The 13,840-nt window shown below is 35.1% G+C and carries 15 protein-coding genes; 4 read left to right on the top strand and 11 right to left on the bottom strand.

The features are described 5' to 3' along the window. Window positions 1-38 precede the first annotated feature (38 nt). The 11 genes from G413_RS0106840 to G413_RS0106890 form a co-directional block, all read right to left on the bottom strand. On the bottom strand, window positions 39-845 hold the full coding sequence (locus G413_RS0106840) for a Cof-type HAD-IIB family hydrolase (RefSeq protein ID WP_022790173.1): 807 nt from the start codon (window positions 843-845) through the stop codon (window positions 39-41). Then, on the bottom strand, window positions 842-2,056 hold the full coding sequence (locus tag G413_RS0106845) for an HD domain-containing protein (protein WP_022790174.1): 1,215 nt from the start codon (window positions 2,054-2,056) through the stop codon (window positions 842-844). The genes G413_RS0106840 and G413_RS0106845 overlap by 4 nt, the downstream gene beginning before the upstream one ends. Further along, window positions 2,023-2,442 (bottom strand): (deoxy)nucleoside triphosphate pyrophosphohydrolase, encoded by a 420-nt coding sequence (locus G413_RS0106850; RefSeq protein ID WP_022790175.1) that lies wholly within the window; start codon window positions 2,440-2,442, stop codon window positions 2,023-2,025. The genes G413_RS0106845 and G413_RS0106850 overlap by 34 nt, the downstream gene beginning before the upstream one ends. Beyond that, window positions 2,429-2,695, bottom strand: a complete 267-nt coding sequence (locus G413_RS0106855; RefSeq protein ID WP_022790176.1) for an RNA-binding S4 domain-containing protein — start codon at window positions 2,693-2,695, stop codon at window positions 2,429-2,431. Before G413_RS0106855 ends, G413_RS0106850 begins: the two co-directional genes overlap by 14 nt. After that, the gene (gene mfd, locus G413_RS0106860) at window positions 2,692-6,075 is read right to left on the bottom strand and encodes a transcription-repair coupling factor (protein ID WP_022790177.1); all 3,384 of its coding nucleotides are present in this window, start codon (window positions 6,073-6,075) and stop codon (window positions 2,692-2,694) included. Before mfd ends, G413_RS0106855 begins: the two co-directional genes overlap by 4 nt. A gap of 15 nt (window positions 6,076-6,090) precedes the next feature. Further along, window positions 6,091-6,651, bottom strand: coding sequence for an aminoacyl-tRNA hydrolase (gene pth / locus G413_RS0106865; protein WP_022790178.1), 561 nt, complete (start codon window positions 6,649-6,651; stop codon window positions 6,091-6,093). 38 nt (window positions 6,652-6,689) lie between these two features. Beyond that, a complete protein-coding gene (locus G413_RS0106870) occupies window positions 6,690-7,316 on the bottom strand; it encodes a Jag family protein (protein WP_022790179.1) in 627 nt (208 codons plus the stop codon). A 12-nt stretch (window positions 7,317-7,328) separates the two neighbouring features. Further along, window positions 7,329-8,351: a YidC/Oxa1 family membrane protein insertase gene (locus G413_RS0106875; protein WP_022790180.1), complete on the bottom strand. Its 1,023-nt coding sequence runs from the start codon at window positions 8,349-8,351 to the stop codon at window positions 7,329-7,331. A 3-nt stretch (window positions 8,352-8,354) separates the two neighbouring features. Further along, window positions 8,355-8,693: a ribonuclease P protein component gene (gene rnpA, locus G413_RS0106880; protein WP_022790181.1), complete on the bottom strand. Its 339-nt coding sequence runs from the start codon at window positions 8,691-8,693 to the stop codon at window positions 8,355-8,357. Window positions 8,694-8,737: 44 nt separating this feature from the next. Further along, window positions 8,738-8,872, bottom strand: a complete 135-nt coding sequence (gene rpmH / locus G413_RS0106885; protein ID WP_022790182.1) for a 50S ribosomal protein L34 — start codon at window positions 8,870-8,872, stop codon at window positions 8,738-8,740. A gap of 92 nt (window positions 8,873-8,964) precedes the next feature. Beyond that, complete coding sequence (locus G413_RS0106890; protein WP_022790183.1) at window positions 8,965-10,200, bottom strand: peptidoglycan bridge formation glycyltransferase FemA/FemB family protein; 1,236 nt, start codon at window positions 10,198-10,200, stop codon at window positions 8,965-8,967. A gap of 476 nt (window positions 10,201-10,676) precedes the next feature. Here G413_RS0106890 and dnaA point away from each other — a divergent pair, with 476 nt between their 5' ends. The 4 genes from dnaA to G413_RS11185 all read left to right on the top strand — a co-directional run. Then, on the top strand, window positions 10,677-12,038 hold the full coding sequence (gene dnaA, locus G413_RS0106895) for a chromosomal replication initiator protein DnaA (RefSeq protein WP_022790184.1): 1,362 nt from the start codon (window positions 10,677-10,679) through the stop codon (window positions 12,036-12,038). A 144-nt stretch (window positions 12,039-12,182) separates the two neighbouring features. Further along, a complete protein-coding gene (dnaN, locus tag G413_RS0106900; protein WP_022790185.1) occupies window positions 12,183-13,304 on the top strand; it encodes a DNA polymerase III subunit beta in 1,122 nt (373 codons plus the stop codon). Between the two features lie 55 nt (window positions 13,305-13,359). Beyond that, window positions 13,360-13,539 (top strand): hypothetical protein, encoded by a 180-nt coding sequence (locus G413_RS0106905; RefSeq protein ID WP_022790186.1) that lies wholly within the window; start codon window positions 13,360-13,362, stop codon window positions 13,537-13,539. Between the two features lie 57 nt (window positions 13,540-13,596). Then, window positions 13,597-13,840, top strand: a 244-nt coding sequence (locus G413_RS11185; RefSeq protein WP_037614486.1) for an IS1/IS1595 family N-terminal zinc-binding domain-containing protein, incomplete at its 3' end; no start/stop codon positions are given.

Below are 13,840 nucleotides of genomic sequence, written 5' to 3' on the forward strand. Positions count from 1 at the left end.
TATACATTTTTTACTATTTGTTTACCATCTGTAAACATCTATATATACTCGCGAACAATTTTATCGATAATGTCTTCTTCGTTGGTATAAGGAAGAACTTGTTTTGACTTTTCTTTGGCATATTTCGTGCCATTTTGAACACAAAAACTATAACCAGTTACGTCAAACATAGAAACATCATTATCCGCATCTCCCAGAGAAAGACACGTCTTTAAATCCAGATGAAGTTGTTTACTTGCCTTTAAAAGACCAGATCCTTTATGGATATCTGCCGACATAAATTCAAGCATGCAATCATCTGTCTGGATAGCTGAAATTTGATTTTCATTGAGTGCATTGGCATGTTTTCGCACTTGTTCCATCATTTGTGGCTCGCAATAAATCATCCATTTTAAAACTCTATTCTTTTTACTATATTCGATCAAATCCGTTACAACTTCTCTTTCATGACATTTTGTAGTGTATTGTATAGAAGAGTCTGTAGAACGATTCGTATAACGAATTTTTTCATCTAAGATTTGAAAACATACATCCCAGCCTTTAAAATGATTCATAATTTTTTGAATCACATCCAGTGATAAGGAAGGAGCATAGGTGATTTCTTGCGTTGAAATATCCATGAAAGCAGCTCCGTTCATACCGATAATAAAACGAACATAAGGTTTGATCTGCCAAAAATCCAGTGTTTCATAAATGGTTTTTACCGGTCTTCCGGAAACAATGCCAAAATCAATCCCCTGTTCAAATAACCATTGAATGGCTTTTTGATTCTTTTGGGATACTTGTTTTTGATCGTTTAAAAGTGTTCCATCTAAATCACTTACGATCCATTGAATTTCTTTCATCTTCCAATCTCCTTTGCGAAATAAATTCGTTTTTTGGTCTTATTTGGCATTTTTAATAAAGCCTTAACGATTTCAGAACACTGGGAAAGTGGCAACAATTCTTTTTTGGAAGTAAGAATCCATATCATCTGTCCTTCTTCTCTTTCCTGATAAGGCAAATAAGCTTGATAACGACTTGTTTCTTCATAAAAATAATAATTTAAATCTAAATTTCGTTGTTGAATTCTTTCTTTAACTTCGGATTCCTGCTCTTCTGTCGGATCTTCGATCCAGTCAAATAAATGTCTATCTAAAATACGAGATGCGAAATCTTTTAAAAGCGGATCTTTTGATCGTAAAGCCTCCTGAAAGCCTACCATCATCCGATATTCATCCATCAGTAAAAAATCTTCTGTGCTTAATTCGCTTTGACATAAACATTCAAAAATAGGAATGGGTCTGATTTGTGTATGAATATTCATATATCGTTTAAAAAACATATGAATCAACAATTCATAACTTTTCGCATCCGGATGCAGATAAACCTGCCAATACATATGATAACGAGCCATGATATAGTCTTCGATGGAGTGTACTCCACTTTCCTTGACGCATAATTTATCCTCACAAACCCGTAAAGTTCTAAGCACTCTTTCTAAATCAAACGTACCGTAGCTTGTACCGGTTTCATAGGCATCCCGCAATAGAAAATCCATACGATCGGCATCCAACTGACTGGATATGATTTGTGTAAGCAATAAACGTGGATGTGTATGGGCAATGATGGAAGCCACTTTTTGCGGAAGATCTTTCTTAGCTTTAACCAGAGCCTGATGAATTTCAGTGCCTGGATCTAATATTAATCTCTGTGTCATAGTTTCATGAGAAACATGTGTAATGGATTCAAAAAAATGCGAAAAAGGACCATGCCCTAAATCATGCAGTAAGGCAGCACACATGACTTGAATTTTTTCATCTTCATCCAATGCCTCATTTAAGCTTTTGACTTCATAAATCATACGTCTGGCAATCTCATAAACACCTAAGCTATGAGAAAACCGAGAATGTTCTGCCGTATGATACACTTGAAAATCGCCGCCCAGCTGATGAATTCTATGCAGGCGCTGAAATTCTCTGGCATTGATACAATCCCATATTACTTGATCTTCCACATGAATATATCCGTGAATAGGATCTCTTAAAACTTTGATTTCATTGGTTTTTTCATACATGGCCATACCTCCATGAGTTTTTGAACAAGGCCTCTATCCGATTCGAAAAAGTCATAATCATATATATGTTCCGGTGTTGTCCATACCAGTTGAGAATGAACAATACATTTTTCAGGCTTCTGATCGGCAAAACAAAGGAAACAATATAATTCAATTTCTTTACCGGCCTGATGATCAACACTCTTTTCCAAAAAGATCACCGAAATCAGATCAATATCTAATTCTTCTTTAAATTCTCGAATCAGAGCCTCTTCATTGGATTCCCCTATTTCTACTTTTCCTCCCGGAAACTCAAATTTCCCAATAGAATCTCCTGTAGCTCTCTGGGCAATCAAAACCTTTTCATCTTGAACAAGGACACCACAGACAACTTTAATCTTCTTCATCGATTTTTTCTTCCTTAATCACTTCAAATAAAGTTTGAGCATTCTGTTTTGAAACTTGTTTTTGAATATCCATAACTTGAATCTCTAAAAGACGATATCCAAAACGAATGCGAATTTGATCCCCGATATGCACTTCTGAAGAAGGTTTCGCGATACGATCATTGATCCAAATTCGAGATTGAAGAGCCAATTCTTTGGCCGCTTCCCTTCTCTTTAAGATACGAGCCGTTTTTAAGTATTTATCCAGTCTCATAAAAATTTCTCCTCAATATTTTTTAGTGTTTCCATCAACAGATCCTTATTCTTTTTCTTCGGAATTGTTATGATGATCTTTTGTTTCTTTAAGGTTAAAGAAATTGCACGATTGATATCATTCATTGTTTCAAACAATTTTATACCGTCGCAATGTGCTGAAAAGTCTTCATCAAATGTCAGTACATATTGTTTCTCTTCTTCTTTTAAGCTTTCAATTCCTTTTTGATTTACAAAAAGATCAAACCATCTTTGTTCAAAGATCTGATGTACTTCTTTAGGAATTTTACCAAATAAATCCTGTATTCGCTGTTGATATGATTTAAGATCTTTAAACGTATCAATTTTTCGTACTTGTTGATAAATAGATAACTTATCACCATCATTTTCTGTAAATTGTTGCGGAATATGCCCTTTAAAATCAAGCATGGCTCTTTTTTCTTCCTTCGCTTTGGATACCGGTTCTCCTTTATGACGAGAAATCGCATTTCCTAATAATTCCAGATACATATCCAATCCGACCTGGTCAATGAAACCGGCTTGTTGAGGACCTAATAAGTCCCCGGCGCCACGAATGGTTAAATCACGCATGGCAATCTTATAGCCACTGCCTAAACGGGTAAATTCTTTGATGGATTTTAAACGCTTTTGTGCGGTTTCTGTTAACTCTTTATTTGGCTGGATCATTAAATAACAATAAGCAATCTTATCTCTTCGTCCTACACGTCCACGAATCTGATACAACTGCGATAGACCAAATTTATCGGCATTTTCAATGATGATCGTATTCGCATTGGCAATGTCCAAGCCAGTTTCAATGATCGTAGTACAAACCAAAATCTGGTATTTCCCCTGAGCAAAATCCATCATGGTTTCTTCTATCGTTTCTTTAGCCATTTTACCATGTGCCACAGCAACATTGGCATCCGGGAACAAATTGGATAAATGATTGGCTGTTGAATGAATCTGATCCACACGGTTATATAGATAGAAGACTTGACCACCTCGCGCCAATTCTCGGGCAATAATTTCCTGTATGACACTACCTCGTTTTTCCATGATATAAGTCTGTACCGGATGTCTTTTGGCTGGTGGTGTATTTAACTGTGAAATTGTTCGTACCCCAATCAAAGACATTTGTAAAGTACGAGGAATCGGTGTGGCACTTAAAGAAAGTACATCAATAGAACTTTTCATTTCCTTAATTTTTTCTTTATGTTCGACACCAAATCGTTGTTCCTCATCAATGATCAGTAATCCTAAATCCTTATATTGAAAACTTTTATTCAATAATTTATGTGTACCGATAATAATATCGATATTTCCGGCTTTTAGATCTTTTGTAATCTGCGTAATCTCTTTTTGTGAAACAAAACGATTCACCAAAGCAATATTGGCGCCGGTAGATTCAAAACGATGCAGAACAGTTTGATAATGTTGCATCGAAAGAATGGTTGTTGGACATAAAAAGGCAACTTGTTTACCGCTGGCAATGGCTTTAAAGGCACAGCACATCGCCACTTCGGTTTTTCCAAAACCGACATCACCACAAAGTAAATGATCCATTGGTTTTGGCTTTTCCATTTCTATTTTGATATCATGAATTGCTTTGAGCTGATCCGGTGTCGGTTCATATTCAAATGCTTCTTCAAATTCTTTTTGTAACGCATCATCCTTTGGAAATGCATATCCAATATTTTCATTTCTAAGAGCATAGAGTTCGACCAGTCGAGCCGCAATCTCTTCCACACGCTGATTGACTTTTTCTTTGGTCTTCTGCCAGGCATTGCTTCCCAGTTGCGATAATTTTACACCCGCACCTTCTTTTGAAATATATTTTCGAACTAATTGAAACTGAGATAAAGGAACATAAAGTTCATCACCGCCTCGATAAACTACATGCAGATAATCCAATTTTTTTCCTTTGTTTTCCCTCGTGACGATTCCCAGATACTGTCCGATTCCATATTGTTCATGCACTACATAATCATTTTTTTCCAGCTCCATTACATTTTCAAGGATACGACCCTCTTTAAAGGTCTTTTGATATCGTTTAGAATGATGGGCATCCACAAATAATTCTCTGGCACTGATCACAATCATATCTTGATAGGAAAAGCCTTCATAAAAACAAGGTTCTATAAACTCACACTGTAAGTTCATTTCATTTTCAAACATACAGGCCTCTACTTGTTTAGCCTGTTTTGTTTCCAGAGAAAAATAAACCTTTTTATGTCGATCGATTGCCTCTAATTGATTAATCAAAGGCAATGCGGCTTTCTCTAAAGGAAAAATTTCAGAAACAATAGAATCTTCATCTAAAAATTCATGAAATTCCAAGATATTTTTTTTATGCATAATCATATGAATATCCTGAAAAAGCATATATTTAGGCAATGAGATATGATCCTGCACACGTTCCTGCATATAAGAAATCGTCTCTTCATTTAATTTTTTAAAAGATTGTTGCACTTCTTCAGTGGAACTAAAAATAATCTTTCCCTGCAAATAATCCAACAGATGATATCCTTTTATATAGGAAAAATAAATATACAGTATATTTTCCGGTTCATAACTTTCCAAGGAACGCATATCTGCCTCAATATGATCCTGCAGCATTTCTTTATCTTCTTCCAACTCCAACAAAGCCAATTCTTTTTCCAGTTTTTTCTGTACTTCCTGTTGAATTTCTGAAATCTGTTCATCTGTAAAAAGTAAATCGGTTGCCGGACCAAAATCAATCGAATCAATTCTTTCAATTGTTCTTTGTGTTTCTTCATCAAAGAAACGAATTGATTCTATTTCTGTATCAAAAAATTCGATTCGTATTGGATGATCATATTCTAAACTAAATACATCGATAATACCTCCACGTGACGCAAAGGTACATGGTCGATCCACATAATTCAAACGAGAATACCCCATTCGATTAAGTTGTTTCTTTAGAGTATTCATATCCTGCTCTTGATTAATTTCTAAATGAATACAGTTTTCCTTAAAAAAGACAGGATCTGGCAAATATCTTGTAAAAGCTGCGACATTGCATATGATGATCTTAGGCTTATTGTCTTTAACAAGCTGTGTTAAGGAATAAATCATTTCATCTTTATCTTCCGGAGAGCTGGCGATTGCCTGTACACGCAAGCTTTCTTCCATGACAAAAAGCAGCACCTCATCCATCAGTGGGGATACTCGTTTATAGAGTTGCTGCGCCTCATACATATTTTTTTTCACAACAATGTAGTTTCTCGGTTCTTTCTTAAAGCTGGATACCAACAATAAGGCTTCTTCCATCAAAAACAAATTTCCGCAGGAAACATTAGAATTGACGATTCCTTTTACTACATCATTGTCTTGTAAAGAATTCCATATCTTTTCCAAAAACAATTCCTCTTTCTACTTTTTATTATATAGATTCATCGTGTCCATAAAAGAATGATCAATAGAATAATAAGCCGCTTTTGCGCTATTTTCTACTGCATTTTTCAAATCTTTTTGTTCTTCTTCTCTAAATTTTCCCAATACCCAATTGATCATATCAATTTGCGGATCTTTTCCTACTCCTACACGAATCCTGTCGAATTCACTGGTAAAAATACATTGAATAATGCTTTTGATACCATTATGTCCGCCTGCACTTCCTTTTTGACGAAGACGAATTTTTCCTACCGGTAAATCCACGTCATCATAAATAACTGTAACATCTTCCGGTGATGCTTTATAGAAATCCATACATTGACGAAGAGCAAATCCACTGTTATTCATATAAGTAGTCGGCTTCAATAAAATAACATCTTTTCCTTTTAATTTTGTCTTTGCGAAATACGCCGAAAATTTTTCCTGATCAAAGGATACTTCACATAACTTAGCCAATTCATCCATGACCATAAAACCAGCATTGTGTCTTGTATTTTCATATTTTTTTCCGGGATTTCCTAATCCTACAAATATTTTCATAGTCTTTCCTTTCCAAAAAAAACGGGAATAAATCCCGTTTAATCCACTTCTTTACCTGGTGAATATAAAATCTGCAAGCGACGAGTTGCCCCTTCACCGGTTGATTGTGTTGTGATATCCTCCATATTTGCTAATGCATTATGGATAGCCTTTCTTTCATCGGCCGGCATTGGATCTAAAGTCGCGTCAATTTTAGTTCGCCGCACATCCTTGGCAACACGAATTGCCATTTTTGTGATCTTTTCATAACGATCTTCTTTATATCCATTAACATCGATCAAAAGACCAACTCTTTTTTTAAACTCAGCGCTGGCAGCTGCTTTCACTAAACGATTAAATGCCTGCAAAGTTTTTCCGGCTTTACCAATCAATATCGCATTGTTGGAGGTATTAACCGTGATACGATAGAATCCGTTATCATTTTCAATATCAACCTGACCATCCAGTTGCGAATTGTCAAAATACTGTTGAATATAAGAAACGATAAAGTTTTCTACATCTTTTTCACAATAAGCCTCAATCTCAACAGACCTGCCGACTCCTAAAAATCCGCTTTTTTCCTCCAATACATTGTAATGAAGTTCTTCGACAGAAACACCTTTATCTCTGGCAGCCGATTTTAAAGCCTCCTCCAAAGTTTTTTCTGTGTATCTTTTAAATTCCATGGACTTGGCCTCCTACCTGATGATATCTTTCGATTTCTTTTCCTTGGCTTCTTTGACAATCATCGCATGCATAAATATGTTAAAGCATACACGTGTTAAAGAAGACACTAACCAGTAAAAAGACATGGCGATTGGCCAGGAAATATACAACAACGCAACAAATCCGGTTGAGAAATACATGGTCATATTCATGCTGCTCATTGGATCTTTACCATTCTTTAAATAATCCTTGGTCTTCACATGATCAATTTTATCCTGACGTTTTTTCAGCCATTGCGGCATTTTCATAGAAGCAATCGAAGAAATGACCATTAAAATATAGATCACAATGTAAGCCCATTGTAGATGTTGGAATCCAAATAACGGAGTTTGCGTTAAGTCAATTCCCATAAATGTTCCATAGACTACACTGGATGCACGCACCATTGCGTAATATACACCCATCATGATTGGCAACTGAATAAATGTAACAAGGATAGAACCGAATGGATGAATATCGTATTTCTGATACAGTCTTTGTGTTTCCTGTGCCATCATCATACGAGAACGATCATCAGTTTTACCTTTATATTTATCTTGAATACGCTGCATTTCCGGCTGAATTTCCTGCATGCGCTGTGCTGACATCTGCGATTTACGTGTAAATAAGAATACAGCACCCTGAATAATAACCGTTGTCAAGATGATACCCCAACCGGCATCTGTAAAAGCCGCAATGCGGTTGATAACCTGTGCCAAAGGCCATACGATCAGACCACTAAACCATCCTTCATTGAAGGCTTCTCCAAATGTCATCGGTTTGATCGTAATTTTTTCATCATCTTTATAGTCTTTATATTCTTTCTTCAAATCTTCATCTTGAATTTCTGAAATATTGACCTGATCTTTACGAACCGTTACTTCTTCCGATGCGATGATCATATCCAATTTTGTTTTTCCATCTGTTGCACGCGGACTGGAACAAGCCGTACACGTTAACAGGATAAACAAGCAAAGAAACAGGATCTTTGACTTCCCTTTTAATAAATTTGCCATGATTTACCTCTTCATTCTCTTCTCTATACGAGCCAAATCTTTTTGAAGTTCACATTCATTTTCAATAAAACTCTGTTCTTTATATTTAGGACGAATAATTAAAATTAAATCGAAATCACTTTGAAAATTAAAATGATGATCGATCATTGAACGAACCTGACGTTTTACTTTATTTCTTTGAACCGCATTTCCCAACTTCTTGCCCACACTAATTCCTACACGAGCATGTTCGTTTTTTCGCTGTTCAAAATAACACACAAATGAATGTGATGCCACGTATCGTTTTTGTCCAATAATAGAAGAGAATTCATAATTTTTACAGACTCTGTATTCCTTTTTCATGAAAACCCCCTATCAAGACAAAAAAATCACCTTGGTGGTGATTTCTATGCGGATAGTACCTTTCTTCCTTTTGCTCTTCTGCGAGCCAGTACGTTACGACCACCAACGGTTGCCATACGAGCACGGAAACCATGAGTTTTCTGGTGTTTTCTCTTACTTGGCTGATATGTTCTTTTCATCTTTGACCCACCCCACAGTCTAGTTTTTTTCCATTCTTTTCAAACAAGTTTGCTCGCCAATTATATCAAGACATACCCTATAAGTCAACTTATTATTCGCTAGAATTGCGCTTTTTTATCATTTCATACGCTTTTTGAGCCGGTTTAAATAATACTTTGTTGACGGGTATATCAAATTCACCGATAAATTCATTGATTACGGGATTAAAATTATCTTTAAATTTTGTCAATCCATCATCCAATGTTCCTTCAACACCACCCATATTGCTCCAAGTGCATCCTCGATCAAAGGCCCATTTGAAGTTTTCTACATATTCTTTATACTGCGGCATAAATTTTTTAAATCTTTCATCCATTCCGGCATAGAGCATTTCGCAAGTTGATCCAAACTGTATGCTTAGAATTCCTGCAATTGCGATATCTCCTTGAGGATGTTCCATATTCTGCAGCATTTCATCAAATTCCTTGATATCTTTTAAAGTTGAGTTCATTTGATCTTGTAGTTTTCTTATTTTCTTTTTTGCGTTTTCCGGTGTGTTCTCCATTTCTTTTTCTAATACTTCTTTTCTTTCATGTGCTCCTTTTGATAATTCTTTTAAATTGCACACAGCTAAGAAGATTACACCGCCTTGAGGGTAAGTTTTTAAAAGTAATTCAAAGTAATCTTTATTACGTAGCGCTACCCCTTTTCTTTCTTCCGTCATTTCAACAAGACGACTAAACTCCTCAACAAGCTCTAACTGTCCTGTTATGATTTTCACATTTTTTTTATCAGCATCTTTAATAAGACGTTTAGTATGTTTCGGTAAATTTGTCAGCCAATCCTCTGTATTATATACATTCGATTGAAAACGCGGTTGTACAGTATCACTGATCTGCATGGTAAATCCATGATGATAAGCACCAATTTCTTTAAAGATCTCTATATATTCTTGTGTATCACTATAGCGATTTTCATTATACTCATTAGATTTATAATCATTGACATGAATAGCCGGATCAAACTTAATGAACAAACAATGTCTTTTTTTCGCAATTCTTTTCAGTTCGCTGAAGTAATACTTCAACAACGACTTATTTTTATAATCCATGATTGGGCCTCTAGGTAAATAAAACATAGTAAAACCTAATGGAAGCCTTTTAATCAAAACAAGTCCCGTCGCAACCAATTGATGATTTTCATCATAGACACCGGTATGCATATGATCCCAGTTTTCCTTGACATCAGCCCATTGATAACTCTGTAAAAGATTACAGTATGGATGATTTTGGACAAACTCATTGAATTCTTTTTTATCTATATTAACTTCAAAGTGATATACGCGCATGAAAATTCCCCCTATTTTAGTTCATTTCATTATATACCACATCTTTTATAAAGAAACAAAAACTATATATTTTTTATAAATGATTTTTCCTCCTCTTCTTTTTACCCTCAAAATGGGGAAAACTTATTTTATAAAGATTTAAACTCTGAGTTTCCCCATATTTATTTTAAGTTTTCCTGTATATTTTTTAATCTATTTTTCTATTTTTAGGATCAATGGGGAAAACTTATTAAAGTCCTTTGTTTAAAAGGAAAATTGTTTGTAAAAGAAGATGGAAAAACCGGAGTTTTCCACATTACTTTTTCCCCATTTTTAAAAGTTTTCCACATTGAGGAAAACTTTTCTTTTTATTTTTGTGGAAAACTTCCATTTTCATCAGGAAAAACTTTGAGTTTTCCCCATTCTAAACAAAAGAAATCCCCTATTAAAATATAAGTTCCTTTCGTGTATAATACTAAAAGGTAAAGGAGGGTTCTATGGAACCACAAGCTTATAAAGAAATATGGAAGCAAGTATTGTCCGATATTCAAAAAGCGGGTTACTATGATTCAGAAACATTTGATTCCTGGATTTCAAAAACAGAACTTTTTAAAATTGAAGACGGTACAGCTTTTATTGTGTATCCTACCATGATCACTTTAAATATATTGAAAACGGAACAAGGTATCTCTTTATTACGTTCCTCTTTATATGAAGTCTTAAAGGAAGAAGTTTCGATACAATTTATTTCCAAACAGGATGCCAGTAAGCTGATTCCGGAAATTAAGCTTCAACAAAGAACGCAAAACTTAATGCGTACTGATTTTAATGAAGAATATACTTTTGAGAATTTTATTGAAGGAAATTCCAATGCCGAAGCTTATGCGGCCTGTCTTTCCTGCTGTACGCAAAAAAAACACCTTTTTAATCCGATTATGATCTATGGAAATTCCGGATTAGGAAAAACGCATTTGTTGCACGCAATCGGAAATTATTTGAAAAAAGAAAGACCGGAAACTAAAGTTTTTTATTCTTACAGTGGTGATTTAGTATCTATCTTGCTAGATGCGATGAAAACCAAAAATATTCATGGAAATGCGGTCGATCAGGTCAAATCACAATTGATCGATAACGATTACTTTTTGATTGATGATATTCAAAACCTGCAACAATCATCCAGTCAGGAAGTCTTTTTCACGGTTTATAATGAATTGATCAGTCGAAATGCGCAAATCGTCATTACATCGGATATGCATCCCAGTGAATTAAGCGGTCTTCAATCTCGTTTGATTTCTCGCTTTAATTCCGGATTATCGGTCAATATCGTAAAACCAGAATTTGACACCAGTAAAGCTATTTTGAAAAAGAAACTGGAAGGTAATGAAGAAATTTGTCAGATCAATGAAGATGTTCTGGATTATCTGGCACATAAATTCAGTAATGATGTACGAAATTTGGAAGGTAGCTTAAATAAGCTGATTTTCAATGCGACATTGGAGAATCCGGATGTGATCGATCTTGATTTTGCACAGCGTATTTTGATGAAAGAACCAATCGTTTCTTCTACATCGGAGCTAACGATCAAAAAAATAAAAAAAGCGGTAACGCGTTTTTATGGTTTGACCTATAAAGATATCGAAGGAAAATCACGACAGAAAAAGTTGATGAATGCCCGACAGGTCTTTATTTATTTAAGCCGTGAACTGTTACATAAAGCGTATGTATCCATTGGACAAGAATTAGGAAACCGGGATCATACGACAATTTCAAGTTCGTATGATCGAGCTGTAAAGTTGATTCAAACGGATAAGAATTTTAAAATGGCAGTCGATAAGGTAAAATCCTTATTGGAAGATTAGTTTTCCCTGTCTTTCCACAGTCATTCCCCATACAAAAAACAGTGTTTGACTGCATAACTATCGGATAAAGCCTGTTCTTTTTCCACAAATCCACAGGTTATTATTGTTACTTAATAAAGAATTATATATAAAAAGGAGATTCATATGCACTTTTCAATTGACAGAAAGTATTTTTATGACAAATTAAGTGTCGTTTCAAGAGCTATCAGTGTTTTTAGTCCAATTCCTGCTTTATCAGGAATCTGTATTCAAGTCGAAGAAGATCAAATTGTCTTAACCGGAAGTGATTCTAATATTTCAATTCGTTCTACGATTTTAAAAGGAGAATTAAATCAGCTTCAGATTGAATCTACCGGATCGATCGTAGTTGAATCTAAATACTTACTTGAAATCGTTCGTAAGTTAGATTGTGCCATTATTGATATGGAACAGATGGATCATTCTTTAGTTCGTTTATCCAGTGTGAACGGACAATTTCAATTAAACAGTATACGTGCGCAGGAATATCCTTCGATTGATTTTTCAAAACCGGATCATCAATTTACTTTAAAAGGAGAACAATTAAAGCAGATCGTTTCTCAGACTTCTTTTGCCTGCAGCGATAAAGATCAAAGACCGGTATTGACGGGTGTTAATTTCCATACAAAGGATAATTCCTTATACTGCAGTGCTACGGACTCCTATCGTTTAGCACGTAAAGTCATTGCCTTAGACAACGTAGAAGATTTTAATATTACGATTCCGGCCAAAAGTCTAAATGAAGTGACACGAAGCATTTCTGAGGATGACAGTGATGTTTTGATCTATGTCGATCATAAAAAAGCACAGTTTGTCTTTGATAAAACAATTATTCAGACACGTCTGATTGATGGAACTTTCCCGGATGTAGAACGTATCATTCCAACACAGTATGTAGCGAACATGGAAGTCAGTTCTTCTGAATTGACCAGTGTTATTGATCGTACCAACTTTATTCGTAATGAAAAGATTCATCTGGTCAAAATGGAATGTACACCGGAAATTTGTCGTATTAAGACAAATTCAGTGGAAATTGGAAATTCCGATGAAATTTTGACAGATTGCATTTATACCGGTGAAGACCTTACTCTTTCCTGTAACGGTACTTTTATGTTAGATGCTCTAAGAGCTTTAAATGCCCAAACTGTAAAGCTGGAATTTTCAGGATACTTAAAGCCAATTCGTATTTCCAATCCGGAAGATTCTTCTATTATTATGGTCGTTGTACCGATTCGAAGCTATGATTAGTCGTAGCTTCTTTTCTTTTTGAAAAAGATGCATATAATTATAGGTTGGTGATGAAATGGTAAAGGTCAAAAAAACGTATATTGAAGCATTACGGATTCTGGCAATCTTTTTGGTATTGTTTCAACATGTACCGGCTTTTGATTACTATTTAAATGAGCCGGATCTGCTTCATGAAATCTTATTTATATTTTTTGACTTGATTGCAAAACGCTTAACCTCCAATTTGTTGATATGACATAAATAGTGTCGAATCAGACAGTATTTTATAAGTACAGAGAAACGAGGTACTTATATGTTGATGAATACTAGTTCTGATTTTTTAGTCCCTTCCATTGATGAAAAACTTTGCGCTTATCAAAAAAATCGCATTTCTCAAATGATCCGTGATTATCTGGAAATCAATCAACAGATGGATCACTTTCATTTCGAATACTGTCCTAAATGTGGTCAACATCATCCCGTGCTCGTAAAAGCGGGTAAAACCAAGGCTGGTAAACAGATGTTGAAATGTAATTCCTGTAAAAAACGTTTTGTCT

Origin of the sequence: Faecalicoccus pleomorphus DSM 20574 (genome assembly GCF_000420345.1) — a bacterium.
Lineage (GTDB): Bacteria > Bacillota_I > Bacilli_A > Erysipelotrichales > Erysipelotrichaceae > Faecalicoccus > Faecalicoccus pleomorphus.

Coding starts and splice junctions, on each gene's coding strand:
- G413_RS0106840 (WP_022790173.1), bottom strand. CDS start 845: ATGAAAGAAATTCAATGGATCGTAAGTGATTTAGATGGAACACTTTTA.
- rpmH (WP_022790182.1), bottom strand. CDS start 8,872: ATGAAAAGAACATATCAGCCAAGTAAGAGAAAACACCAGAAAACTCAT.
- G413_RS0106875 (WP_022790180.1), bottom strand. CDS start 8,351: ATGGCAAATTTATTAAAAGGGAAGTCAAAGATCCTGTTTCTTTGCTTG.
- dnaN (WP_022790185.1), top strand. CDS start 12,183: ATGCACTTTTCAATTGACAGAAAGTATTTTTATGACAAATTAAGTGTC.
- pth (WP_022790178.1), bottom strand. CDS start 6,651: ATGAAAATATTTGTAGGATTAGGAAATCCCGGAAAAAAATATGAAAAT.
- rnpA (WP_022790181.1), bottom strand. CDS start 8,693: ATGAAAAAGGAATACAGAGTCTGTAAAAATTATGAATTCTCTTCTATT.
- G413_RS0106890 (WP_022790183.1), bottom strand. CDS start 10,200: ATGCGCGTATATCACTTTGAAGTTAATATAGATAAAAAAGAATTCAAT.
- dnaA (WP_022790184.1), top strand. CDS start 10,677: ATGGAACCACAAGCTTATAAAGAAATATGGAAGCAAGTATTGTCCGAT.
- G413_RS0106905 (WP_022790186.1), top strand. CDS start 13,360: ATGGTAAAGGTCAAAAAAACGTATATTGAAGCATTACGGATTCTGGCA.
- G413_RS0106855 (WP_022790176.1), bottom strand. CDS start 2,695: ATGAGACTGGATAAATACTTAAAAACGGCTCGTATCTTAAAGAGAAGG.
- G413_RS0106845 (WP_022790174.1), bottom strand. CDS start 2,056: ATGTATGAAAAAACCAATGAAATCAAAGTTTTAAGAGATCCTATTCAC.
- G413_RS0106870 (WP_022790179.1), bottom strand. CDS start 7,316: ATGGAATTTAAAAGATACACAGAAAAAACTTTGGAGGAGGCTTTAAAA.
- G413_RS0106850 (WP_022790175.1), bottom strand. CDS start 2,442: ATGAAGAAGATTAAAGTTGTCTGTGGTGTCCTTGTTCAAGATGAAAAG.